Below are 26432 nucleotides of genomic sequence, written 5' to 3'. Positions count from 1 at the left end.
CGAACCGGGGGCGTTATGGGGCGGGCGGGACTTGGGGATCGAGGACGTGGCCGTGCGTTTTCATTTCTTCTCTCAGCCGCTGCTGGACGGCTTTGCGCACCTCGGGGTCGGCTTTGGGGAACCCGAGCGTTTCGATCGAGAAGGCGGTCTTGGGATGTTCGACGGCCTCCGGGAAACCGACTTCGCGAAGCGATAGTCCGTACAGTTTGGCGACCGTGGCCATGGCGACGTCGGCCGTGCGGACCTCCATCGCCGGCTCTGCGCCCGGCAGCGGCAGCGGGCGAAGGTCGTCCCAGAAGGGCAGCACATAGGGCACATCCGAAGTGGTTCCGAAACGGGCTACGGCCTGCAGGCCGGCGTGCACATCGGCCAAGTCTCGAGCTTCGTACGCCGCCCGCATCCCCAGCACTCGGCCCTCGGCCCGAAGGTCCCACTGCAGGGCCAGGCCCAGCGCGTGCCGGGCTCCGTTGACCGGCGAACGGCGCAGCCAACGACCGACCAAGCGCAGGAACGCATCGCCGAGCTGGGCGTCCTGGCGAAGTTCGTTTGCAGCGGCTTTGCGCAGCAGCGACAGCACCAGGGCCTGTGTCTGATCGGCGATCAAAACGTTCGGATCGGCAATTCCCCACAGGGCCGCCATCACGTCCTCGGCGGTGGGCACTTGGTGGAGGTCCCGCATTTTGTGCAGGATCTGCTGCACCACCCTCTCGACGGCCAGCGTCCGCCGCCGGGCCTGGTCTCGGCTGCTGCCCTGAAAGGACTCCATCAATTCCGGATAGCGTCGACTGGTGGCCACGAACAGCTCGCGGACCGAAGGGTTGTCGCCCATCAGGGAGGCGACGTATTGCCAACCGGCGAGGGTTTCGCCGAGGTCCTCTCCGGCTAGAAACGCTTCGGCCCGGGCGTCAAAACTGTTCGCCACGATCCGCTCGTAAACGTAGCGGGCGCGGGAGCGGACCTCGGCGTCGGGATGCTGCTTGGCAGCCCGGCTCAGAGCCGGCAGGATCGCCACCCCGGCTTGCCGCGCCCGCGCGATCGCGTCCTCTCGCTGGGCAAAGCGAGGCGCCCCCAAGCGGTCGATGATCTCCGCCAACTGCGTCTCGCCGAGCGGCTCGGCGGCGGTTTCCTCCGCGGCCGTTTCCTCCGCAGCCGTGTCTTCCGCCGCGGCAGCTTCCGCAATCGCCTGCGGCGCGTCGTCCGGCGGCGCAGCGGCTCGGCAGAGGGGCATGAGCAGAGCGCTCGCGAGGCAGCCCAGCAGCCCGGCGGCCAGCGGCGGGTACCAGCCGGAGCGGTACAGAACGGACCGAGACGAGAAGCACATGCGGCAGACTTGGGGCTTTGAGCTTTGGGACAGCAAATCGGGCGGGGCAAGGGGCACCGAACGTGCGGCCGGCAGAGGGCCGGAGCTGGCAATTCGGACCAGTTTCACCGGGTAAACCGTTGTCGATTCGCCGGGGTGCAGCTAGACTTCAACCATACAGGGATTTGCGGCCGCTTGCAGCCTTCACTGCTAAAGAGCCATGCTACCCCCACACGAACGATTCTCAGCGGTCCGGACGGGAGACAGCGAGACACTCGCGCCCCCAGCGACCGGGCCCAGCGAAGTTCATTCTAACCGGGGTTGTGAATCGGCCAACGGCTGGCGGACTTGGCCGCGGCGGCGACTTGCAAAACCTGTGCTTACGATCCTTCGCAAGACGAGGAAACCTCATGGCCACAGGACTGCCGACCGATATGGAAGCTAACTCCAACCGCCCGGACACTTCGCCGCGCAAGTTGCCCGCTCGCGGTTTGTCGACCGAGAGCGTGCACGCCGGCGAGCTGCGTCAGAAGCCGGGCGATTCGATCACCGATCCGATTTTCTGCGCCTCGACCTTCACCTTTGCGTCCACCGCCGACTTGATGGACTACGTCGAGGGCCGCTCCAAGCGCGAGGAGTACGGTCGCTACGGCAACCCCAACGAGAAGAGTGTCGAGGGCAAACTGGCGGCGCTGGACGGGGCGGAATCGGCGATCGTCTACAGCAGCGGGATGGCGGCCATCGTGGGGTTGTTGATGGCAAAGCTGAACGCTGGCGACGAGATCGTCTTTTTCGACCAGTGTTACCATCGCAGCCGCGAGTTCTGTGCCAAACATCTGGCTCGCTTTGGCGTCGTGACCCGCCAGGTTCCCACCGGCGACTTTGCGGCCATGGAAGCGGCGATCACGCCCAATACCAAGATGTTGGTCAGCGAATCGCCCACCAATCCACACCTGACCACCGTGGACCTGGAACAATTCGTGGCGATCGGCAAAGCCCACGAGGTGGAAACGTTGATCGATGCCACCCTGGCCACGCCCTATAACGTGCGGCCGATCGACTGGGGTGTGGACTACGTGCTGCACTCGGCGACCAAATACATGGGCGGTCACAACGACCTGTTGGCCGGGGCGATCTGTGGCAGCGAAGAGAAACTCGATGACGTTCGCCAGCTGCGGGGCATCCTGGGTGGGGTGAATTCGCCGCATAACCTGTACCTGCTGGAACGCGGGCTGAAGACGTTCGAGCTGCGGATGCAGCGGCACAACGAGAACGGCCAACGCGTAGCGGAATTCCTGCAATCGCATCGGCGCGTCTCGCAAGTCTACTACCCGGGACTCGCCTCGCATCCGACCCATGACGTGGCCGCCGCCCAGATGCGCGGCTTCGGCGGCTTGATCACCTTCGAAGTCGCCGATGCCGATTGGCAAGAGACCGCGAGGATCGTCGACGCAGCCGAAATCCCTCGGATCGCGCCCAGCCTGGGCGGCGTGGAATCGTTGATCGAACAGCCGATGGTGATGAGCTACTTCAATTACTCGCCGGCCGAGCGAGAGCGGTTCGGCATCGCCGACAACATGATCCGCTACTCGTGCGGCATCGAAAACAGCGACGATCTGATCGCCGACCTCAAACAGGCTCTCGAGGCATGAGCAAATCCTCCGCAGCGTCCCAATCCTCTGATGCGTCTCGGGCTTTCCGCACCCGGGCCATCCATGTGGGCAACGAAGCCGACCCGCAAACCGGTGCCGTCGTGCCGCCGGTGCACCTGGCCAGCACGTTCCGCCAGCCGGGCTCGGGCCAGTGGGGCCAGTACGATTACTCGCGCAGCGGCAACCCCACGCGGAGCGGGTTGCAGCAGACGCTCGCCTCGCTCGAAGGCGGCTGCGGGGCGCTGGCCTTTTCCACCGGCATGGCGGCGATCCACTGCGTGACGATGTTGCTCGAGAGCGGCCAACACGTCGTGGCCGGCTGTGACATCTATGGCGGTGCGTATCGTCTGCTGCACAACATCTGCAATCGCTCGGGGATCGAAGTCACGTTGGTCGACATGACCGACGCCCAAAACGTGGCCGACGCGATTCGCCCCGAGACGAAGTTGATCTGGGGCGAAACGATCGGCAACCCTTTGATGACCGTTCCCGACCTGGCCGACCTGGTCGCGGTGGCCAAGGATGCCGGCGTTCTGTTCGGCGTGGACAACACGTTTGGAACCCCCGCCCTGATCCGGCCACTGGAACACGGCGTGGACATCGTCATGCATTCGGCCACCAAATTCTTGGGCGGACACAGCGATTGCTTGGGCGGCACGTTGGCGGTATCGGACCAGGACCTGCTGGACCGGCTGTACTACGTGCAGAACGCCACCGGCGCGGTGCTGGATCCGTTCAGCTGTTTTCTGATCTCGCGGGGTTTGAAGACGCTGGAGCTGCGCGTCCGCGAGCAATCGCGCACCGCGGGTCGCTTGGCCGAATGGCTGGAGCAACATCCGGCGGTGCGCCGCGTGCTGTACCCGGGCCTGGCCTCGCATCCCCAGCACGAGCGTGCAAGGCGACAGTTCACCGATTTCGGCACGATGCTGTGCTTTGAACTGGAAGGCGACTTCCAGCAGACGGCTCGGGTGTGCGAAGCGACGCAGCTGTTTCAGTTGGCGGTCAGCTTGGGAGCGGTCGAATCGCTGATCGAACAACCCGCCTCGATGTCCCACGCCAGCTACGCCCCGGCCGACCGCCAGCGGTTCGGCATCGGCGACGGACTGATCCGCTTGAGCGTCGGCCTGGAAGCCTACGAAGACCTGCAAGCCGACCTCGAGCAAGCGCTCGGTTGAGCAGCGGTAGCTGCCCCGTCGCACCGTGGGTGAACGCGCGACGTAACCGAACGCGCGCCGTAGCCGAACGCGCCAGAGTTTGGGAGGGGCGAGCTGAGTCCTCGAATCTCAGATCTCAGATCAGCTGACTCCGGCGGATTCTATGTATGGCGTGCGAAGCTCGGGGCGCAGCAGCCACGGCAGTGGCGACATGTGGTAGCCCCAGGCGCGAGCCTGGGGTGTCGCCCCCACACCCGCGCGCCAGTCCCAGAGGGACGACACGAATTCCGGTGCCAGACTTCCCGTCGCCCTTCGAGGGCTTTTGTTCGTGGTGTTTACGTTTCCCCGGGCTCGCGCTTTGCGGCTACCACAGACAATCGCTCTGCGATTCGGGAACGTCCGGTCCCGTACATAGATTTCGCCGGAGTCAGCAAATCTCAGATCTCAAATCGAGCACGAGCACGAGCACGAGCACGAGCACGAGAACGAGAACGAGCACGAGCACGAGAACGAGCACGATTTACTCGCCACTCATAACCGACAACCAGCGTCCAAAGTCTGGCGACTTCAGCTACGGCGACTCTCGGCTAGAAGCGGCGTTCGATGGCAAAACGTGCCAATTTGTGCAGCGTCTGCTTGGCCGGCGAGGCTGGCAGGGGGGCGATCGCTGCGAGAGCGGTTTCGACGAACTGCTCGGCTCGCTGCCGGGTGTACTGCCGCGCATCGCTGGCGGCCAACAGCGGCATGATCCGCTCGAGCCGCTGTTCGGCGGGACCGCGGAGGATCTCCAGCACCTGGGCCTGCAGCGATTGGTCGGCGCTGTGCAGCAACCGAATCAGCGGCAGCGTCATCTTGCCCTGATAGACATCGGTTCCCAGCGTCTTGCCGGTCTGCCCGCTGTCGCCCCACAGGTCCAGATAATCATCGGCGATCTGAAAAGCGATCCCCAGGGCATCGCCGTAGTGCGACAAACCATCGATCGTTCGCTGGTCGGCTCCGCTGTACGCCGCTCCCAAGCGGCAGGCCACGCTGCACAGCTCGGCGGTCTTGCCCTGCACGATGCTCAAGTACGCCGCTTCATCCAGATCCAGCACATTGCGGCTGTGCACCTGACGCAGTTCCCCCTCGCACACGCGCCGGGCCGCTTCGCCGATCCAGCGGCAGGCACGGGTGTCACCCAGGGTGGCCGCCAGGTAGAAGCTCTGGGCAAATAGATAATCACCCAGCAGGATACTGGTCTGTTCGTCCCACTTGGCGTTGACGGTGGGAACATGTCGGCGGAACTGGGCACTGTCCAGAACATCGTCATGGACCAGCGTCGCGGTATGCACCATCTCCAGCACCGTGGCCACAGTCAGGTGATCCTCGCCGATGGTGCCGGTCGCCTCGGCGGCCAACAGCACCAGGGCCGGTCGCATGCGTTTGCCGCCCAGCAACGCCCCGTGCCGCAGGATCGGAGCGAGGTGCTCGTAGCGGCTCTGCAGCTGCTGGCGCAGCCGGCGTTCGACTTCCTCAAGGGCCGGGTCGATCGCTCCGTAACCGGCTTCCCAAGCCGCCGGGGCGGGGATCGCTGAAGTGGGTTGTTCCAGATTGGTAGCCGAATCCATCAATTCATCCGCAAAGGGAAAGGGGCCGTCCTGGAAGTAACCGAGCGGCGAGCCCGCGCGATAACACGTCGCGGCTAGGAAAAACGGTGGATAACTAGCGAGCCGAAGCCTTGGTCTTGCGCCGCGTCGCTTTCTTGGCGCTGGCCTTCTTGGCGCTGGCTTTCTTGACGCTGGCTTTCTTGGCGCTGGCTTTCTTGACGCTGGCTTTCTTGGCGGTCTTCTTCTTCACCGCCGCCTTCTTGGTGGTCTTCTTTTTCGGAGCCGCCTTGACCGTGGTGGCTTTCTTCTTGGCCGCCTTCTTCTTGGTCGTTTTCTTGGCCGCGGCCTTCTTCACCGAAGTCTTTTTGGCTGTGGCCTTTTTCGTGGAAGCTTTCTTGGCCGTGGCTTTCTTCGCAGGTTTCTTACCTCCGAAGGCAGCCGCCCAACCTTCGGAATAAGCCGCGTTGGATCCGATTCGCAGAATTGTCATCGTTGAACAAAAAGAGGTTTGAGTCGTTGTCGGTTGCGCCTGCATTTCCCTAGGCACGCACTACGGGATGCGTATCCTCTCAAAACCACGGTAGCGCTGACAAGGGCCTCGGCGCTGCGGAGGCGACGGTTGGTTAAGAAATTTCAAAACTTTCTGCCAAGCTTACCCACCGAACGACGAATACAATGCCATTGCCGAAACCATTTCGTCGCGAAGGGGGAGACCACCGGGTGTCTGTGCTGAAATCACCAACCCTGCGCTCGCTGGCTCAGTGGAGTTTGTTCTTGGCGGTCGCCGTCGCGGTGTTCAGCTACATCGCCAGTGGCCTGAACGAACCGATGGCGTTGCCGACCCACCCGGTTTCCCGCGCGGCCCCCAGCGGTGAGCCCCGGACGACCAGTGACACCCCGGCGAGCAAGGACGAAGCGGGTTCGCTTGCGACACATGCAAACCTGCCGGCCGCCGCGAACCTGCCGGCCGGCCTGCAAACGTCCAGCCGCCAAACGTCCGGCCTGCATACGTCCAGTTTTCAGGCGACCGTCGAGGATCTGAATGCGGAGTTCCGGCGGCACTGGCAGCAGCGGGGTGTCGAGCCGGCACCGCCGGCCGATTGGTACACCCTCTGCCGGCGGTTGTCCCTGGCCCTGGTCGGCAGTGGCCTGTCGCTGGAAGAAGTGCGTTATCTGCAAACGGTCCCCGAGGCCGATCGGGCGCGGGTGTGCCGCGAGCGATTACTGCGTGACGAACGCTTTGTGCAGTACTGGGGTGAACGCCTGACGCGCACCTTTGTCGGCGCCGAGGAAGGTCCGTTCATCGTGTTTCGCCGCCGACGCTTTGTCACCTGGGTCCGAGACCAGCTCCGCGACAACCGCCCCTACGACGCGATGATCCGCGACATGATCACCGCCCGGGGGCTCTGGAACGACCAACCGCAAGTCAATTTCCTGACCGTCACGATGGACAGCGGCGAAGAAGAAGGTCAGGTCGATGTCACGCGTCTGGCTTCGCGAACCAGCCGCGCCTTTCTGGGCATGCGGATCGATTGCCTGGAGTGTCACGACGACTTCCTGGGCAATGTCACGCTGGGATCGGCCAGCGACTCCCGCGAGGGCACCCAGCAGGACTTCCACCAGTTGGCCGCTTTCTTCAGCGTGGCCCGGTTCAACGGGCTGCAGGGCATCGCCGATCAGGAACACGCTTATCGGTACCAGTATCTGCACGAGGACGAAGCGGTCGAAGTGCCGCCGGAGGTACCGTTTGACCGCGACCTGGCCGACCCGAACCTGCCGCCGCGGCGGCGTTTGGCGCGTTGGTTGACCCATCCACAGAACCGCCAGACGGCCCGGGCGGCAGTCAACCGCGTCTGGGCGCTGCTCGTCGGCAAACCCATGACCGATCCGGTGGACGACATCCCCCTACACGGCCCGCTGCCACCGGGCATGGACCGCTTGGCCGACGACTTCGTCGCCCATGGCTGGAACCTGCGGCGGTTGATCCGCGTGATCACGGCCACGGACGTGTATCGCCGCGACAGCCGAGCCCCGTTCGAGGTCAGCGAGCGGCACGAACAAGCGTGGGCCCTGTTTCCGGTCACGCGTCTGCGTCCCGAGCAGGTGGCCGGCAACGTGATCCAAGCCTCGCGCGTCAAAACGCTGGACTCCGAAGGGTCGCTGTTTGGCCAGCTGCAGAAGTTCACCGAATCGAACGATTTCGTCCGCCGCTACGGCGACCTGGGCGAAGACGAATTCGATCTGGATGCGGTCACGATCACCCAGCGACTGCTGATGCTCAACGGCAAACTGGTCAGCGAACACTCGGGCTCCAACCCGATCCTCAACGCCTGCACTCATATTGCCATGTTCGCCACCAGCGACGAGCAGGCCATCGAAACGGCGTACCTGGCCGTCCTGAACCGCCCGCCCAGCGGGCGAGAACGCGAGACGTTCCTGGCGCGACTGGAGGCGCACCCGCGGCGACAGGCCATCGAAGACCTGTACTGGGTGCTGCTGAACAGCAGCGAACTGGGCTGGAACCACTAGGCACTGCCGACAACCTGAAGAGGATCGATCGATGAACAAGCCCGCCATCTGCAACCGCTCGCACCATTTCTCTCGCCGTTCGCTGCTGAAAAGCGCCGGCGGCGGGTTGTTCCTGTCTCCCTTGGCCACCCATCTGGCCCGAGCGGCCGAAACGGACGCGGGCGGCGGACGTCCCAAAAGCGTGATCCTGCTGTGGATGGCCGGGGCGCCCAGCCAGCTGGAAACCTTCGATCCCCATCCGGGTTCGCGGATCGGCGGCGACACAACGGCGATCAAGACCACCAGCGGTTCGCTGCAGATTTCCAGCTTGCTGCCGCAGGTGGCCGAGCAGATGCACCGGGCGGCGCTGGTGCGCAGCGTGACCGGCAAAGAGGGCGACCACAAACGAGCGGTCTACAACATCAAGACCGGCTATCGGCCCAACCCTTCGATCGTGCACCCGTCGATCGGTTCGGTGCTGTGCCATCAAGACGAAAGCGGCGCCGATATCCCGCGGCACGTTTCCATTCTGCCGGATCAATCGCCCTCGCGAGGCGGTTACCTGGGCCCCACCTATGACGCATTCAAAGTTTACGATCCGGCGTCGCCGGTGCCGGACGTTCGCCGTCGCACTTCACCGGAGCGTTTCCACCGCCGGGTCGACGATCTGCTGGACGTGGTCGAGGGTGAATTCTCCCGCGGCCGGCTCCCCGATCTGCAGCGCCGGCGGACGTTGCACACCACGGCCACGCGGGCCGCATTGACGATGATGGACAGCGACCAATTGGCCGCCTTCGATGTTTCCCAGGAACCCCAGCAAATCCAGCAGGCCTTCGGCGACACCCCCTTTGGTCGCGGCTGCCTGGCCGCGGCCCGGTTGATCGAAGTCGGCGTTCGCTGCGTCGAAGTCACACTGGGCGGCTGGGATTCGCACGTCAACAATCACGAACTGCAGTCGAGCGCCTGCGAGACGCTGGACCCGGCCCTGGCGGCGCTGCTGCAAACCCTGAAGGATCGTGAACTGCTGGAGGACACGCTGGTCGTCTGTGGCGGTGAATTCGGACGCACGCCCAACATCAACCCGCTGGGCGGGCGCGACCACTGGCCCCACGGCTTTTCGACGCTGCTGGCCGGCTGCGGCATCCGCGCCGGCGCGGTCCACGGGGCGACCTCGCCGGAACCGGATCTGAAGAGCGACGATCCGGTGGCCAAGAATGTCGAATCTCCCGTGACCGTGGCCGATCTACACGCCACGATCCTCAACGCCGTGGGCGTCGAGCATGACAAGGTGCTGGACACGCCGATCGGCCGCCCGATGCACCTGAGCGAAGGGACGCCCATCAAGTCGATCCTGAGCTAGGACCTTTTACCTACTTCGAACGTTTACTCCCCTCTTTCCGCTGGCCTGGGCAAGTGGTGCTTGCCCAGGCCGGCGGGGAGAGGATTCGGGGGCGAGGGGAGAAAACGTTTCGATTATTTTGAACAGTTGTCGTAGGGCTGCACCGACATGATCAGAGCGACGCATCGCCTCGTCCACTAGGCCAAAATCTCGTCAACCACGTGGCCGTGCACGTCGGTCAAACGGAACTGCCGGCCCTGGAACCGGTAGGTCAGCCGTTCGTGGTCGATCCCCAGCAGATGCAGCAGCGTGGCTTGGAAATCGTGCACGTGCACCGGATTCTCGACTGCGTTGATCCCCAGATCGTCGGTCCCTCCGTAACTGATTCCGGGTTTAACGCCCCCACCGGCCATCCACTTGGTGAAGGCATAGGGATGGTGATCTCGGCCCCAGCGTGGACGATTATTAATATCGCCCTGCAGAAACGGCGTGCGACCAAACTCGCCACCCCACACCACCAGCGTATCGTCCAACAGCCCGCGCTGTTTCAGATCCATCACCAGGGCCGCGCTGGGTTGATCCGTATCGCGGCACTGATTGTACAGCTCGGTCGTCAACGAATTGTGTTGGTCCCAACCGGCATGCATCAGTTGCACGAACCGGCAACCGCGTTCGACCAAGCGGCGGGCGATCAAGCAGTTGTGAGCAAACGAGCCGGGTTGCTGGACCGCCGGTCCATACATCCGCAGCGTCCGTTCGCTCTCGTCGGACAGGTCCGCCAATTCCGGAATGCTCTGCTGCATCCGAAAACTCATCTCGTACTGAGCGATCCGGGTGGCGATTTCCGGATCGCCGAACTCGTCCAGTTTCAACCGGTTGATCGCGGCCACGTCGTCCAACAACCCGCGTCGCATCTGCCGGCTGATCCCGGCGGGGTTGGCCGCATACAGCACCGGATCGCCGCTGCCGCGAAACTTCACGCCCTGAAACCGCGAGGGCAGAAAGCCGCTGCCCCAGTAGAAGTCGTAGAAGATCTGGCCGCAGGTGGTGTCCTTGGTGATGCTGGTCATGACGACAAAGGCGGGCAACTGATCCGTCTCGCTGCCCAAGCCATAGGTCAACCAGGCACCCAGCGTCGGTCGCCCGGGCATCTCACCACCGCTGAGCATGAAATTGATGGCCGGCGCGTGATTGACCTGTTCGGTGTGCAGGCTTTTCACAAAGCACAGATGGTCCGCGATCTTGGCCGTGTGCGGCATCAATTCGCTGACCCAGGCGCCGCTCTGACCGTGCTGGGCAAACGGTTCGACCGGTGCGAGCAACAGTTTGCCATCGGCTTTGCCGGTCATCGTGCTGAAGCGGCGGTCGCCGATGTACTCTCCCGGGACCGGCCTACCGTGCATCTTTTGAAGATTGGGTTTCCAGTCGAACAGGTCGACATGGGTCGGGGCGCCGTTTTGAAACAAATAGATCACCCGCTTGGCCCGGGGGGCAAAATCGGGCAGCGACGGCAGACCGCCAAACCGCGGCGGGGCCGCCACGCCATCGCGAGCGAGCAGGCTGGCCAATGCCGCCGTGCCAATCCCGGTGGCCGAGCGACCGAAGAAATGGCGCCGCGTCAGGTGCAAACGGTTTTCCAACAACGGGTCCATGACCTACTCGTGGTTGAGGGTTTCGTCCAGGTTCAGCACCGCCAGCACCAACTGGGTCCAGGCTGCGTGCTCGATGACTGGCAAAGCATCATCGCGGGGCGATTCGCCCAAGGACACCAGGGGCGCGGCCGCCGCGGCGTCGCCCTGGTACTGATCGCGCGTCCGCTGCAGGCCGGCCAACAGGATCGTCCGCTCGGGCGACGTGGCCGGGCGAGCGAGCACGCGTCGAAAGACGAAATCGATCCGGCGGGAATCGTCGGCGGCCGACGACTGCAGGGCGAGCTGGGCCAGATGCCGAGCCGCTTCGACGTAGATCGTACTGTTCAACGTCTGCAGGGCGTGCAGGGGCGTGTTGGTTCGGTTGGGGGCGACGGTGCAGGTCTGCCGCGAGGCGCTGTCGAAGAACATGGTCGGCCCCACGATCCGCCGCCAGAACACGTACAGGCTGCGGCGATACAGCTTCTCGCCCTCGTCGCGATGGTAAACCTTTTTGCCAAAGGAAGCTTCTTCCCAAACGCCCTCGGGCTGGTAGGTGTTGATCGCCGCTCCGCCAGCGGCCGGCGACAATAATCCGGCCGCCGCCAGGGCCTGGTCGCGGAGCATCCACGAGGGCAATCGATAGCGCGCACCGCGGGCCAACAACCGGTTCTCCGGGTCCGCTTCCAACACCGCCGGATCGGTGACCCGCGAGCTCTGCCGATAGGTATGGCTGGTCAAAATCGTTCGCAGCGTATGCTTGATGTCCCAGCCCGAATCGCGAAAGTCCGCGGCCAACCAGTTCAACAGATCCATGTGTTCGGGGATCTCGCCCTGGGTACCAAAATCCTCGGGCGTCTTGACCAGACCGATACCGAAGACCTGTTGCCACAAGCGATTCACGGTCACCCGCGCGGTCAATGGATTGCTGTCGGCGACCAACCAGTCGGCCAGCTCCTTCCGCGTGGCCGGTTCTCGCGGCAAACGGCCGGGCAGCGCCTCGGGAACCCCGGCCGATACGGCGGTGGTCGGTTTGTTGTACAGGCCGCGCTCGAGCACGAAGGTCTCGCGAGGCTCCGCTCGGTCGCCCATGACCATCACCTTGGGAACCGCCTTCTGGATCGCCTCGAGCTGCGTCTGCAATTGCGCGCGCCGTTTCTGCGCGGCTTTGACGGCTTCGTCTTGTTTGTCTGCTTCGTCTGGTTTGTCTGCTTCGCTTGGCGGGCTCAGGTTCGCATCGAGGTCGGCGATCTGCTGTCGCAACCGGTTCAACCGACGACGCTGGTCAGCGGACGCAACGGCCAAGTTCGGCGCGGTTTGCGGATTGCCACCGCCGCCGTCGACGGGCGTTTGATTGAAGAACGCAAAGAACTGGTAGTACTCCTCGTTGGTCACGGGATCGTACTTGTGATCGTGACAGCGGCAGCAGTTCAGGGTCAGCCCCAACCAGACCGTGCCCACGGTCTCGGCCATGTCCATCACGTACTCGACGCGGTTCTCTTCGGCGATCCGTCCGCCTTCGCCGTTGATCATGTGGTTCCGCAGGAAAGCCGTGGCGAGGACCTGACGCGGCGCGGCGTCGGGCAACAAATCGCCCGCGATCTGCTCTCGGGTAAAGCGATCAAAGGGCAGGTTTTGATTGAACGCGTCGACCACCCAGTCGCGCCAGGGCCACATCGTGCGTTCCCGATCGCCCTGGTAGCCGTTGGTATCGGCGTAGCGCGCGGCATCGAGCCAGGGCCAGGCCATCCGCTGTCCGAACGCCGGCGACATCAACAACCGATCGACCAGCCGCTCGTAAGCCCCGGGGTCGCGATCGGCCAGGAACGCATCGACCTCGGCCGGCGTCGGCGGCAATCCGGTCAGGTCCAGCGACAGCCGCCGGATCAATGTGCGTCGATCGGCCTGCGGCGCCGGCGAGAGTCCGTGTTGGGCCAACCGCGACTGCACCAAGGCGTCGACCGGGTTGTGCCTCGGCCAGTTCCGAGCCGCCGACTGCTGGGGGTCAGGTGGTTTGGGGATGGGGATCGGGATCGGGGGCGAGCGCAGAGGCCGAAATGACCAGTGTTGCTGCCAAGCGGCACCTTGATCGATCCATTGACGAATCTTCGCGATCTCCTCGGTGCTCAGCCGGCGATGGGAATCGACCGGCGGCATGCGTTCGTCTTCCTCGGCGATCAACCGCAAGTACAGCTCGCTCTGGCCGCTGTCGAAGGCGGTGATCACCTCCAACGCCCCCTCGTGGGTATCGATCCGCAATCCGGCTTCGCGAGTCTGTTCGTCCGGACCGTGACAGAAAAAACAGTTCTCGGACAGGATGGGGCGGATGTCGCGCGTGAAATCGATCGCGTGCTCGGCTCGAGCCGTTGGCGAATCAACCCCGGCAAGCAGGAGCAAGCTCGGTAGGATGACCAGCAGCGGAACCAGGGGGCGCATACAAATCGATTGATCGGTGGGAGCCAAAAACCTGTGGCATAGGCTGGCGGCCTATGCCACTGCTGACAGGCACCGAAGCCTATGCCACTGCTGACAGGCACCGAAGCCTATGCCACTGCTGACAGGCACCGAAGCCTATGCCACTGCTCTAGGCTACGGTCTGCGAGACACTGAATTTCATCAGTTGTTCGTGGCTGCGGACGACGCTTAGGAATTTATCTTCATCGACGGGTTTGCCGATAAAATCGTCGACGCCCATGGCCGCACAACGGGTGCGAGTGGCTTCGTCATCGGAGGCGCTCAGCACGACGACCGGGGTGGGAGTAGGGGTGTCGCCCTGCAAACGCCGCATGGTTTGCAGGATCGAAATCCCATCGCCATCGGGCAGGGTCAAATCTAACAGCAACAGATCGGGCTGGGGGGCGCGGGCAAACACGCCTTCGCGGCCCAGAAACGCCACCGCTTCGGCCGCGGTGCGAACCAGCGTCAACCGATGACGCAAACCGCTGCGGCGCAGGGCATGGATCGTGATCCGGGCGTCCAACAGACCGTCCTCGACCAACAGGATTTCCATCGGCGTGTTGGTGGTGGATTCTACAAACATAAGCTCACTCCTAAAAACTCGCCGAGACCCTGGTCCTTCAAAGCCGAGCTCCGACGGATCGTCGCTGGCGGCGTCACCGCGGGATACGGATGCGGCATCGCCGCAGATACTCGTGCACCGCCACGCTCAGCGGCCGTCATTGGCGCGTTCGATCAAACGTCGTTCGAGGCGTTCGTGCGCGTCCAAACGAGCATCGAACAGCCGGGCTTCATCGACCAACAAGGCCAATTGTTCCGCAGCCAACCCTCGATACTGTAATTCCTCGGCACGCTCGGACAACTCGCTGATTTCCAGATACAGCGAACAGTGCTGACGACGCGCGTTCTCCGCTTCCGGCATCGCGACGCCCGCGGGCACTTCGATATAGCCGTAGGCTTCCTCGAGCGCAAACTGCAGGGCCAGATGGTCGCGCAGATCATCCAACAAGCGAACCAGCCGAGCGGCCACGGTCGCTCGCGGTTCCACCGAATGGAAGCAGTCGTGGACCTCTTCCAGGGTTTTCCACAGGTCGGGATTACTGTCTTTGATCTCCTGCAAAAAGGCAGGATTCACAGTGATCGTTGCGATGGCCGTTGATACGGTCATGTCTCATGTCCTCCGTGGTCACCACGCAAAATCGGATCGAGTAAGCCCCTTTATCGGATCAAGCCCGGTCGCTTCTCGGATCGAGCCCAGCCGCTTCTCGGATCGAGCCTAGCCGCTTCTCGGATCGAGCCTAGCCGCTTCGCGGATCGAGCCAGCCACTTCGCGGATCAAGTCCAGCCGTTTCGCGGATCAGGCGAACCGTTTCGCGGGTCGGGTAAAACCGTTTCGCGGGTCGGGTAAACCGCTCCGCAGCAGGCCACCGCGAGTGCAGCGGCAGCGCACCAACGAAAGGGATCCGGAGAAGACTGTCAGATTAAGACCGATTTTGGGGCGTCGTCAAGCATTTTCCGGTCGCAGCGGCGCGGCACTAAACTGCCTTAACGAGAGAATCCAGCCCGCTACAGGGCGGCAAATCCCGGATAACGGAAGCTTGCGGCGACTTTGCGCAGCGGCGCAAAAAGCCTGGGAATTCCGCTCTCCGCCGCTCGCCAATCCCGTTGCCGGACGGCATATTCGGCCGCCGGCGAGCGAAATCTCCTCGCCGGCCGCCAAGCCGCTTGCCCGACGACTTGCTTCAGCCGCGACGCAGCACGCCGTACAGGAAGATGCACCACAGGGCGCGGACGCCATCCTTCCAACCGATCTTCTTGCCTTCGTCGTACCAGCGTTGATGGTAGCGAATAGGACGTTCGGCAAAGCGCAGTCGTTGGCGGGCGAAGTAGGCGGTCGATTCGATCTCAAACCCGAACCGGTCTTCGCGCAGTCGCGGCACGATTGCCTGCCACACCTCGCGGCCGGCCAGCTTGTAACAGGTTTCGACATCGCTCAGCTTCAGCCCCGTAGCCAGATTGGCCAGACCGGTCACCAAGCCGTTGGCCGCCTGGTGCCACCACGGCGACACGTCGCGGTCGCTGTGACCGTAACGGGTGCCGTAAACCACGTCGGCCTGTCCGGCGACCCAGGGCTGCAACAACAACCGAAAGTCTTCCGGATCGTACTCCAAGTCGCCGTCCTGGATCACGATACAGTCGCCGCGGGCCGCTTGCAGGCCGCTGCGAAGCGCCGCGCCCTTGCCGCGATTGCGATCGTGGTGCAGCGCGCGGACCCCGTCCCGCTGGGCCAAGCGGTCCAGTTCCGCGCCGCTGCCGTCGGTGCTGCCGTCGTCCACGAGAATAATTTCCAGCGGCAATCCGGTTCGCTCCAGCCGCGAAACGACCTGGGCGATCGTGGCCACTTCGTTGAACACCGGAACGATCACCGTCAAACAGAACCCGGCAGGCAGGCGATAGATCGCCATCCGCTCGCACAACGATGGCCCCCACAACTTTTCGCAACGATCGACAAAGGCGTCGGTCCACTGGAAGCTGGGGTCGTCTGCGGCCGAAGCACCTGCGACGGAAGGCGACGGCAACGCCGCGGAAGATTCGGATTCCATATCGGTGCAGGACGGGGGCGGTGCAGAAGGGGTTGGTTCAGACGGTCAGGGCGGCGCGTTCAGTGTAGAGCAAGCTCGTGGAGCCCCACAACGCCGCCGCGGAGCCCACCGCTGATACAGCTCTTCCAGTTCACGCGTCAAGCCCACCGGGTCGGTCAGAGGACTCTCTTCAAAGCGCCGCTGGATTTCCTCCCGCAAATCCTCCAACAGCCCTCGGTCATGCAACAGCTCCACCGCGATCTCGACGTACTCCCGCTCATCCTCGGCCACCAACTCGTGCAAGCCCAACCGAAGCATCATCGCCGAGGTGGCGCGGTGGGCGTAGTACTGGCCACAGCAGGAGACGATCGGCGTGCCCACCGCAAGGCATTCCAGGGAGGTCATCGTGCCTTGGTAGGGAAACGAATCGAGCGCCAAATCCACGCCGGCCATGGTCTCCAGATGCTGGCCCAGCGTCTGGGCTTCGGTACAGAAACGCAACCGATGGGGCAGCACCCCCTGGGCGGCGAACAGTCGGCGGTACCGATCGCGCAGCGCCCCCAGGCCATAGCGATCTCCGTACTTCAAAACCAGCTCCGCCTCGGGGACGCGGCGAAGGATTTCGCCGCAAGCGGCCAGGGCTGCCGGCGACAGTTTGGCGACGTTGTTGAACAGCCCGATCCGCAGGCGGCGGCCACCACGCGGCGCCGCCAGGTTTTCCGCTTTCGCCTCCGCGTAGGGCTGCCAAGCCAACATCGCGTGCTTCAGCCACACCAGACGCTCGCCGTAGAACCGCTCGGTCAATCCCGGCGGGTCGGCGTAGCGATCGGTCAAGCGATAGTCCATCGCGGGAACCGCCGAGGTGTTGGGGTAGCCCAAGAAGGAGGCCTGCACCGGTGCCACCCGCCGCGCCAACACCTGCAGGCGGTTGCCGCCGCCGGTGTAACCGCCCAGGTCCACCAACACGTCCAAGCGGTGCTCGCGCAGCAGCCGCAAGACCGCCTCGTCGCTGCGGCCATGCACCTGCGCAAAGTGATCCACCGCCTGGCACACCCGATTGGTAACATCGTCCCAGTTGCCGCCGTCGTGGTAGACCGAAACGTGAAACCGCTTGCAATCGTGAGCCTGCAGAATCGGCAGCATCAGTTTGCCGACCGGATGGGTGTAAAAGTCCGCCGCCAAATACCCCACGCGGATCCGCTGGGGGATCGAGACCTGTGAATTCGAGACCTGTGAATTCGAGGCAACGGGCGCCGCGGTCCAGTCCTGGGCCCGATCATGGAACCGCATCGCGATCCGAAAGTGTTCATTGGCCACCTCGGCGGCGCTGTACCGATCCGAGTAATTCAGGTACAGCAGGTAATTGGCGGCCGCGCCGCGATGGCGCTCGTCCACCCGCAACAGGTGACGACAGTATGCCAGCGCTTCGTCGATCTCTCCGACGCCGGCCAACAGGATCGACAACTGAAACAGGTTCGCGCCATCGCCCGGTGCGTCGGCCGCCCACAACCGGCGCCAGGGAATCGTTTCGAAGTTGCGTCCGGCCTGCTGCATCGCATGGCAGTACCGCGACAACCAGCGTCCGCGGAGGTCCACCGACCAGTGGCCGACGTCCGCCAGGTGCGCTGCCAACACTTCCGCCGCTTGATGCACCTGGCCGATCCAACACAGTGCCTCGGCCCAGCGCAACATCGCCTCGCGGTCGCCGGGATGACGGCGGCAGTGGTCTTGCCAGTACACGGCCGATCGATCCCAGTCCGACGCATCGACCTCCCGCGCATCGACCTCGTTCGTTGACCATCCGGCTTCGCTCGATTCCCAGCCGGTGGCGACCGCGGGCGAGCGTCGCAGCGGGGCGGGCACGGGATACCCGAGCAGTTCCAGCGTGGCCAGCAGGTCTTCGTTGCCGGCGGCTTGCTGCCAGAACTCGGGTGGCACGGGCCGCCGCGGCTGGGGCTCGATGCGGGAACCGGCAAAATCGTCCAGATCGCCCGTGATGGTGTCGTAGTGCTGCCAGGCCTGCGTCCAGGCCGAATCGTAGGGCACGCCGCCGGCTTCGCACATCGCGTGAAGGGTCGACTGGGGGGCGCGCAGAAAATCTTCATAACGAAAGATCGGCCAACGCACCGCGTCCTCCGCAAACCGGCGCAGCACGCGCCACATCCGGTCGTCGTCCCAGCGGGCCGACAGGCTGTACATCTTGCGGCACTCGAGGAAATGGTCGACCGGATGTCGGACGCTGACCAAGCGCGCCCGCAGCAGAGTGTCCGCGTTGTCAGATGGCCCACGTTCTGATGGCCCACGTTCTGATGGCTCTCGTTCTGGCGGCGCAGTCGCGAGCAGGTGGTCCCAGTCGCTGGCCATCGGCGGATCGGTTCGAAAGGGATGTCCGATCCAGTCCAGATGCGCCCAATCGCGGACCACCAGATGCCGCTGCTGTTGCTGCGTCCAGCGATCGATCTGACGGAGTGCGGAGAGCAGGGCCGGACCATCGCCGCTGGCCGGCCGCCGGAGCGACCGAGCCTGCGATAGGCCGTGCCAGCTGGCGGCTTGTTCGATGGGATCAAAGTACGCCAGACCGCATCGATGTATCTGGCTGAGCAGGCACACGGCGGGCAAGGAGCCCAGGCAACGCGAGATCAACGTGCCTCCGGAACCGGGCAGATGATGCAGCAGAATCATGTTCGAAACAGTGCCCCCTTTGCGTCCACTGGCGTCCACCGCCTTGATTTCGCCCCACCGGGGACGCCCCACCAGCGGACCATTCAGACACAACCATCTTAGCGGACACCGGCTCGGGCGCGTCAAGCGTTTTCGATCGCCGCCCAGGGCCGGTTGTTGCTTGCCGTAGCTGACGTCTCAATCGCAGGCGAGATGCTCTTGGAAGTACTGGCGGGTATGATCGAGCACCTGATCGTAGGGCAGCGGTTCGACGTCTTCGCCCAGCAGTTCGATCTCGTAGTAACCGTCGTAGCCGGCGGCGGCGAGCACCGACACGATCTCTCTCAGCGGCACGCGACCTTGCCCCAGCAGGCAACGGTTCTGTTCGCCCAGCGGCGTCTGCTTGGCATCGCCCAACTGGACCAGCCGCAGAAACGGCACGACGGCTTCGAGCCAGTCCAGGTCCTCGGGCGCGTTGACGTTCATCGCCAGATGGTAGGCGTCCAGGACCAAGCCGACGTCGGCCCGGGGAAGGGCTTCGATCACTTCCAGCGTCGAGCGGATGTCGCCCACAAACGACCACTCATCACCACAGCCCGGATGGATCGGTTCGAGCGCCACCGACACGCCGGTCCCACGAGCTTCCTCGAAGATCGCTTGCAGCCCCTGCTGCAACAGCCGCATGGCGTGGCCGTGGATGTGATTGTTGGCGCCGCCGGCCAGCACGATCAGGGTTTCGGCGCCGAGCACCTCGGCCGCTCGCACCGCTTCGATACCGTCCTCGATCGACTCCTCGTGACCGCGTCCATCGCTGCCGGTAAACCCACCGGCCCAGGAGAGGCTCGAGACGGCCATGTCGTTGTCGGCCAACAGCTCGGCCGTCCGCTCGATCCCCAATTCATCGAGTTTCGGTCGCCAAAGTCCTACCGCCGAAAATCCATGTCGTCGGTACGCTGCGACGTCTTCTTCGGTCGACCAACGCAGGGTGGTCAGTTGACTGATTGATAGCTTCATCATCCATGTTTCGTTTGGCATCGCCGGGCGAAATGAAGTCGCGAAGTATGCGACGCTTCGACGCTCTTGTAAAGCATTGGGCCGGCGGATTTCCCCCACCAAACGCTAGCAATACAGCGGTGGCGCGGTTTGTTTTCGCTCGCTTCCCGCGGCGTTTTTCCGGCAAGGCAGGGGGAGGACAGTGAGTGGGGCAGTGGGGGCGCTGCGTCAACATTTGATTCCAGGGTCTGGCCGTAGCTGGAGTCGTCAGACTTTGGACCTTTCGCCACCTCGATCCAATCTCTGGTGAGATCAGCTACCCTGAAATGAGCTTATGACGCACCACTGCCGCAGACCTAAGCACGTCGGCATGAATCTTTCGGTGAACCCCCGCGACAACACCCTCCCGCGCAGCGGGAGGGTAAAGCCGAATTAAAGGTTGCGACGTGCTTAGAGCTGGCCATCGCCCGCCGGAGCGATGTCGACGCCTTTGCCGGGCCGGGCAATTTTCGCTCGCGGCTTCTTGCCGCTCGTTCCCGGAACGACCAACGGCACCGAACAGTGCTCGGCGATCAGCGCGCTCAGTTCTTCGCCGTCAATCGCCTCGACTTCCAACAACCGCTGGGTGATCGCTTCGAGGGCTTCGCGGCGGGCGGTCAGGATTTCGCGAGTCTGCGAGATCGCTTCGTCGATGATCCGCCGCACCTCGCCGTCGATCTCCCGCGCCGTCTCCTCGCTGTGCAGGTTCGTATGCCCGGCTTCGCCCGATCCCAGGAAGGACGAGTCGTTTTTCTGACGATAGTTGACGCGTCCCAGGCGGCTCATGCCATAGTCCATGACCATGGCTCGAGCGATCTCCGTCGCCCGTTCCAGGTCGTTCGAAGCGCCGGTACTGATGTCCTCGAAGATCATCTCTTCGACCAGCGTTCCCGCCACCAGGACTCGCAGTTTGCTGTCCAGTTCGCTCTTGGTGCTCAGGTAGCGATCGCCGCCGGGCCGCTGCATGACATAGCCCAGCGCGCCCATGCCGCGGGGAATGATCGAGACCTTATGGACGGGATCGGTATTGGGCAGGGCGTCGGCGACCAGGGCGTGTCCGGCTTCGTGATAGGCGACGCGAACCTTTTCGTCTTCGTTCATGACGTGGTTCTTCTTTTCCAAGCCCGCCGTCACCCGTTCGACCGCTTCGTTGAACTCCTGCATGCCCACGGCCGGCTTGCCAACGCGAGCGGCCAACAGCGCCGCTTCGTTGACCAGGTTGGCCAGGTCGGCACCGACGAAGCCGGGCGTGATCGACGCGATCTTGTGCAGGTCGACGTTCTCGTCCAGTTTGACGTTTTTGACGTGCACTTTGAGGATCGCTTCGCGGCCGCCGACGTCGGGTCGGTCGACCAACACGTGGCGGTCGAAGCGTCCCGGGCGGAGCAGGGCGGCGTCCAGGGTTTCCGGCCGGTTGGTCGCCGCGACGATGATCACGTTGGTGTCGGATTCGAACCCATCCATCTCTACCAGCAGCGCGTTGAGCGTTTGCTCGCGTTCATCATGTCCGCCGACGACCGAACCGCTGCGGCTCTTGCCCAGGGCGTCCAGTTCGTCAATGAATACGATGCAAGGGGCGCGATTGGCCGCCTGCTGGAACATGTCTCGCACGCGAGCCGCACCGACACCGACGTACATCTCGACAAAGTCGCTGCCGGAAAGGCTGAAGAACGGCGTACCGGCTTCGCCCGCGATGGCTCGAGCCAGCAACGTCTTGCCGGTTCCCGGCGGTCCGACCAACAGCACGCCCTTGGGAATCCGCCCGCCCAGCTTCTGATACTTCTCGGCGTTCTTCAAAAAGTCGACGACTTCGCGAACCTCTTCGATGGCTTCGTCGATGCCGGCCACGTCGCTGAACGTACAAGCGGTCTCGTCCAGGGCGTACAGCTTACCGCGGCTGCGCGAGAACGACATCGGCGAACCAACCCCGCTGATCCGCCGCAGCATCATCAATCCAAAGCCCAACAGGATCAGCATCATCAACAGCATCAGACCATGGTCTTGCCAGAACGTGCTGGGAACGTGCTGGTCCCAGACGACGTTGGATTTCTCCAACAGCGCGATCAACTGCTGTTCCTGTTCCTCGTTGCGTACCGTCCATTCGGTCGTAAACGTTTTCTCGACCGCTTCGCCATCGGCCTGCGACTCGTCGCCCAGCCGCCGATACCAGGCGCGGCCGGTGATCCCGGTTTTCGAAACCTTGATGTCCTGCGGCTTGCTCCACTCGACGAATTGACCGGGGTTCGTGCGCGAGGGCACGACGATGGTTCCGGCCGCCGGGACCGGCATGACCTGCGAAGCCGCACGCTGCGACGGGGCCTCCTGCGACGACGCCTCCTGCGACGGGGCCTCCTGCGACGACGCATCCTGGGGCGACGCATTCTGGGATGAATCACGATCGGCGGGCGCATCGGCGGGCGGCGCATCGGCGTCGGCGGCGGCGGCCCGCGGATCCGGATCGGCGGGAGCCTCGGGGCTGGAAAGCGTCGGCGGGGCGTCGTCGTCGGCCGTGGACGCGGCGCCATCGACCAGCACCAATTGATCCGAGCCGTACTCGGCGTAGCGGGTGACTTCCAACAAACGGGTCAGGTCGGGGTAGCGGATCCGTTCGGAATTGCTGCCGATCAGGTAAGCCCCCAGGATCACGGCCCCCACGATCGCCAACAGGATCAACAGCACACTGCTGCCACGGGCTTCCCCGTCACCGGACGAATTTTTCCGTTTATCTTGATCGCTCATCAGAACTCCGCTTTCGCGATTGACGTATGTGGTACAAGCCGCCGCTGGCTAGCGCTGTGCTTGGAACACGCTGAGAAAAGTGCTACTTTTTCGATGAAATCGAATAAAACTTTTAGGAGTTTATTCTTATCGGCCATTGTTCGGCGGGAGTCGATCCCGGGCAAGCCGCGACGAATTGCTGCCTCGTTCCGTTCCGTCCCTAACGAAAGCAACGACTGTGCCCCCGTTTCACCCGCGCCTCTGGCGAGCCGCCCATGCGTAACGTAGCGGTATTGGGCGCGACCGGCAGCATCGGTACGGCCACCCTGGACGTTTTGGCCAGCCTGCCGGCGGACCAGTGGCGGGTCTGGGGCCTGTCGGGACACGCCAACCTGGAATTGCTAGCAGACGCGGCCCAGCGGTTGACGCCGCCGCCGGAGTTCATCGTAACGTCTGCCGCCAAAGCCGCGGCCGATTTCGATGCGGCTCGCTGGCCCGCCGCCAGCCGCGTGCAGGTCGGTCCCGAGGCCCTGGTGGAGCTGGCCGCGGCCGAGGAGGTCGACGTGGTGGTCGCGGCGATCGTTGGCCGCGCCGGGCTGGAAAGCACCCTGGCGGCGGTCCGAGCCGGCAAACGCGTGGCCCTGGCCAACAAGGAAACGCTGGTCGTCGCCGGTCCGGTGGTCAAACAACAACAGCAAACCAGCGGCGCCGAACTGCTGCCGGTCGACAGCGAACACTCGGCGATCTTTCAGTGCCTGAAAGCTTGCCAGACGCCGCCGCGACGCATTATCCTGACGGCCAGCGGTGGCCCGTTTCGCACCTGGACCGCCGCGCAGATGCGCGACGCCACGGTCGAAGCCGCCCTGAACCATCCCACCTGGCAGATGGGGCCCAAGATCTCGGTCGATTCGGCCACGATGATGAACAAGGCCCTGGAGATCATCGAAGCGTGCTGGCTGTTCGACGTCCCGGCCGAGGCGGTCGACGTGATGATCCACCCCCAATCGATGATCCATTCGATGGTGGAATTCGTCGACGGTTCGGTCATCGCCCAGCTGAGTCCGCCGGATATGCGGCTGCCCATCCAGTACGCTCTGACCTATCCCGAGCGAACGGCCTGCCCGGCCCCAAGATTGGACGTGGCCCAGCGAATGGACTGGACGCTCGAGCCGGCCGACCGCGAACGGTTCCCGGCTCTGGCCTTGGGATTCGAGGTCGCCGCGGCCGGCGGAACGGCCGGAGCGGTGGTCAATGCGGCCAACGAGGCGGCAGTTGGCCTGTTTCTCGATGGTAAGATTCGCTTTACTGATATCGTGCCTGCCTGTCGCAGAGCACTGGAAGAACATCAATATGAACGGCACCCCACGCTCCAGCGATTAATCCAGCTGGACCGATGGGCTCGTGCGGAGGTACTGCGGTGGCATTGTGGTGCGAGTTCCTGACGCTCTGTTTTGGGCTGACGGATGGATTTTTACTGAAACAGATCGCCCTCGGGCTCTCCGGCGGGCCATCCCTGCTGGGTGAGCTGCTGTTGGCGGTGCCGGCCGGAGGTTGGTCGCCGGCGGGACTGTTCGGCGGCGGACCGGCGGTGTTGGCCGATACGACCGAGCCCAGTCTGCTCAGCCGGATCGGGTCGCAGTTCTATATCTGGGGCAGCGTGGCCTTGGGGCTGGGCCTGGTGGTCTTTGTCCACGAACTGGGCCACTTCCTGGCCGCCAAGCTGTTCGGCGTGAAGTGCGAAAAGTTCTACGTGGGCTTTGACGTGCCGATTTCGCTGGGCCCGATCAAGCTGCCGCGCACCCTGGGCAAATTCCGCTACGGCGAAACCGAATACGGCATCGGCATCATCCCCCTGGGCGGCTACGTCAAAATGCTGGGCCAGGACGATGACCCGCGAAACATGGAAAAGGAATCGCAGCGGATCCGCGGCGAAGGCGATGCGGACGACGGCGAGGACGACGAACCGGCCGGCCCGCCGCCGCGAGCCGCGCTGGACCCGCGCAGCTATCCGGCCAAGAGCGTCGGCCAGCGGATGGTGATCATCAGCGCCGGGGTGGTGATGAACGTGATCACCGGCGTCCTGTTCGCCGCGATTGCCTACGGCTTGGGTGTGGAGTACACGCCGGCCGTGATCGGCGCGACCTCGCCCGGCGATCCGGCCTACACCGCGGGCATCGAACCCGGTGGACGCGTGCTGGCGGTCGATGGCAGCGAACCCGATTCGCAGATGCACTTCTCGCGGATGACCCTGAAGATCCTGACCCACGGCTTGGCGGACCCCGAAACGCCGGTTGAGTTGACGGTCGAGTATCCCGATGGCGTCCGGCAGTACTCCGTGCCCGCCGCCTCCGATCCGTTCAATCCCGAATTCCGCAAGATCGGTGTCGGACCGCCCTATGTCGCCCGGTTGAACAAGCCTCAGCCGGCCATCGACGACACGCCGGCGGCTGAGGTGTTGAGCGCCGCCGATGCCGGAGCCGACATCCTTGCCGTCGACGGCGAACCGTTGGAGGAAAACCCGGTGCTGGGTGTCACGCTCCGGGATCGCGTGGCCAACCGGTTGATCACACGCATCGACCAACCGGTGACGCTGACCCTTCGCCGGCAAGACGAAGCCGAGACGGTGACCGAGGTGACGATTCCGCCTCGCCGGATGAAGACCCTCGGGTTTGAACTGGCTCCGGGGCCCGTGGCCGCGGTGGTCAAAGAGGGACCGGCCGCGAAGGCGGGCGTCCAGGCGGGCGACCGGATCATCGCCATCGAAGGGATCGACCAGCTTTCTGCCATGCAGTTGCCGGCCGAAATCCGCAAGCTGGACGGCCCCGTCCAATTGACCCTCCGCGACGCCGAAGGGAACACGCGCGAGGTCCAGATCGAGCCGGTCGCCGATCATTCCCCGATGCCGCCCTACAGCAGCGTCACCGGACGCATCGCCATCAATTCTCTGGGTCTGGCCTACCTGCCCGAACCGGTCGTCGCCAGCAGCAGTGCCCAGGCCCTGCAAGCCGGTGACGTGCTGAGCAGTGTGACGGTCCTCTGGCCCGGCGGCGAACGACCCGAGAAATTCGACCAACGCCACCTGAAGCTTGCCGTCGAGCGCCTGGAGGAGGGCTGGAACATGTCGGACCGCAAGATGCTGGTCAGCCTGATCCATTTGGCTCAGCAATTGCCCGAGCAGACACGCCTCCGCATCATCGCCGAGCGCGGCCCCGAGAAAGCGGTCGTCGACACCACCGTCGCGGTGCACTCCAGCGAGCACTTCTATCCCGATCGCGGACTGGTGTACCAACCGCTGCGACGGACCCAGCAAGCCGAATCGTTGGGCGCGGCCCTTGCGCTGGGTCTGCGTGAGGGCAAGTGGAAGATGCAGGAGGTGTTTCAGTTCCTGCGGCTGTTGGTCACCGGCAAGGTCAGCCGCAATCAGGTGGGCGGTCCGCTGAAGATCGCCGACATGGCCGCCTCGCAAGCCGAACGAGGCTGGGCGCCGCTGCTGCTGTTCCTGACGCTGCTGAGCATGAACTTGGCGATCCTGAACTTCCTGCCGATCCCCGCCCTCGACGGCGGACACATGTTGTTCCTGATCGCCGAAGCGGTGATGGGCCGGCCGGTGGACGAGCAATTACAGATGAAGCTGACGATGGGCGGCGTGCTGGCCCTGCTGTCGCTGATGATCTTCGTCTTCGCCAACGACATCCTCACCTGGCAATAGCCGAAGCCACCAGGCTTTGGGCCTCGCTAACTCCGACAAAATCGACGGTTGGCGTGCGAAGCTCGGGGCGCAGCAGCCACAGCAGTGGCGACATGTGGTAGCCCCG

General features: G+C 64.0%; 17 protein-coding genes. 6 read left to right on the top strand and 11 right to left on the bottom strand.

The features are described from left to right. Positions 1-13: 13 nt before the first annotated feature. Positions 14-1228 (bottom strand): hypothetical protein, encoded by a 1215-nt coding sequence (locus GE027_RS20900; protein WP_153559175.1) that lies wholly within the window; start codon positions 1226-1228, stop codon positions 14-16. Positions 1229-1734: 506 nt separating this feature from the next. On the opposite strand from GE027_RS20900, the gene GE027_RS20895 reads away from it, so the two are divergent. Together GE027_RS20895 and GE027_RS20890 are read left to right on the top strand one after the other, a co-directional pair. Beyond that, a complete protein-coding gene (locus tag GE027_RS20895; RefSeq protein WP_390621618.1) occupies positions 1735-2952 on the top strand; it encodes a trans-sulfuration enzyme family protein in 1218 nt (405 codons plus the stop codon). Beyond that, positions 2949-4127: a trans-sulfuration enzyme family protein gene (locus tag GE027_RS20890; protein WP_153559173.1), complete on the top strand. Its 1179-nt coding sequence runs from the start codon at positions 2949-2951 to the stop codon at positions 4125-4127. Before GE027_RS20895 ends, GE027_RS20890 begins: the two co-directional genes overlap by 4 nt. A 566-nt stretch (positions 4128-4693) precedes the next feature. On the opposite strand, the gene GE027_RS20885 is transcribed toward GE027_RS20890, so the two are convergent. Together GE027_RS20885 and GE027_RS20880 are read right to left on the bottom strand one after the other, a co-directional pair. Continuing rightward, the gene (locus GE027_RS20885) at positions 4694-5713 is read right to left on the bottom strand and encodes a polyprenyl synthetase family protein (RefSeq protein WP_153559172.1); all 1020 of its coding nucleotides are present in this window, start codon (positions 5711-5713) and stop codon (positions 4694-4696) included. A gap of 94 nt (positions 5714-5807) precedes the next feature. After that, positions 5808-6182: a histone gene (locus GE027_RS20880; RefSeq protein WP_153559171.1), complete on the bottom strand. Its 375-nt coding sequence runs from the start codon at positions 6180-6182 to the stop codon at positions 5808-5810. Positions 6183-6412: 230 nt separating this feature from the next. Between GE027_RS20880 and GE027_RS20875 the strand changes: the two genes are divergently transcribed. Continuing rightward, positions 6413-8221 carry a DUF1553 domain-containing protein gene (locus GE027_RS20875; RefSeq protein ID WP_162006854.1) on the top strand — a complete coding sequence of 603 codons (1809 nt, stop codon included), beginning with the start codon at positions 6413-6415 and terminating at the stop codon, positions 8219-8221. 31 nt (positions 8222-8252) lie between these two features. After that, on the top strand, positions 8253-9560 hold the full coding sequence (locus tag GE027_RS20870; RefSeq protein WP_153559169.1) for a DUF1501 domain-containing protein: 1308 nt from the start codon (positions 8253-8255) through the stop codon (positions 9558-9560). Positions 9561-9736: 176 nt separating this feature from the next. Here GE027_RS20870 and GE027_RS20865 read toward each other — a convergent pair whose 3' ends face one another. The 8 genes from GE027_RS20865 to ftsH form a co-directional block, all read right to left on the bottom strand. Beyond that, on the bottom strand, positions 9737-11191 hold the full coding sequence (locus tag GE027_RS20865) for a DUF1501 domain-containing protein (protein ID WP_153559168.1): 1455 nt from the start codon (positions 11189-11191) through the stop codon (positions 9737-9739). Between the two features lie 3 nt (positions 11192-11194). Beyond that, positions 11195-13603, bottom strand: a complete 2409-nt coding sequence (locus GE027_RS20860; protein ID WP_153559167.1) for a PSD1 and planctomycete cytochrome C domain-containing protein — start codon at positions 13601-13603, stop codon at positions 11195-11197. Between the two features lie 148 nt (positions 13604-13751). Then, positions 13752-14207: a response regulator gene (locus GE027_RS20855; protein WP_153559166.1), complete on the bottom strand. Its 456-nt coding sequence runs from the start codon at positions 14205-14207 to the stop codon at positions 13752-13754. A 126-nt stretch (positions 14208-14333) separates the two neighbouring features. Then, positions 14334-14792 (bottom strand): hypothetical protein, encoded by a 459-nt coding sequence (locus tag GE027_RS20850; RefSeq protein ID WP_153559165.1) that lies wholly within the window; start codon positions 14790-14792, stop codon positions 14334-14336. A 574-nt stretch (positions 14793-15366) separates the two neighbouring features. Further along, positions 15367-16227, bottom strand: coding sequence for a glycosyltransferase family 2 protein (locus GE027_RS20845; RefSeq protein WP_153559164.1), 861 nt, complete (start codon positions 16225-16227; stop codon positions 15367-15369). A gap of 45 nt (positions 16228-16272) precedes the next feature. Next, on the bottom strand, positions 16273-18888 hold the full coding sequence (locus GE027_RS20840; protein WP_153559163.1) for an O-linked N-acetylglucosamine transferase family protein: 2616 nt from the start codon (positions 18886-18888) through the stop codon (positions 16273-16275). Positions 18889-19065: 177 nt separating this feature from the next. After that, a complete protein-coding gene (locus tag GE027_RS20835; protein WP_153559162.1) occupies positions 19066-19884 on the bottom strand; it encodes a sugar phosphate isomerase/epimerase family protein in 819 nt (272 codons plus the stop codon). Positions 19885-20310: 426 nt separating this feature from the next. Beyond that, positions 20311-22638 carry an ATP-dependent zinc metalloprotease FtsH gene (ftsH, locus tag GE027_RS20830; protein ID WP_153559161.1) on the bottom strand — a complete coding sequence of 776 codons (2328 nt, stop codon included), beginning with the start codon at positions 22636-22638 and terminating at the stop codon, positions 20311-20313. Positions 22639-22892: 254 nt separating this feature from the next. On the opposite strand from ftsH, the gene dxr reads away from it, so the two are divergent. Then, a complete protein-coding gene (gene dxr, locus GE027_RS20825; protein WP_153559160.1) occupies positions 22893-24059 on the top strand; it encodes a 1-deoxy-D-xylulose-5-phosphate reductoisomerase in 1167 nt (388 codons plus the stop codon). Further along, the gene (locus tag GE027_RS20820) at positions 24035-26326 is read left to right on the top strand and encodes a site-2 protease family protein (RefSeq protein WP_237607701.1); all 2292 of its coding nucleotides are present in this window, start codon (positions 24035-24037) and stop codon (positions 26324-26326) included. The genes dxr and GE027_RS20820 overlap by 25 nt, the downstream gene beginning before the upstream one ends. Positions 26327-26432 lie beyond the last annotated feature (106 nt).

Origin of the sequence: Roseimaritima sediminicola (assembly GCF_009618275.1) — a bacterium.
GTDB classification, from domain to species: domain Bacteria; phylum Planctomycetota; class Planctomycetia; order Pirellulales; family Pirellulaceae; genus Roseimaritima; species Roseimaritima sediminicola.
The sequence above is the reverse complement of the archived record's forward strand: the minus strand, read 5'-3'. Positions and strand labels throughout refer to the sequence as shown.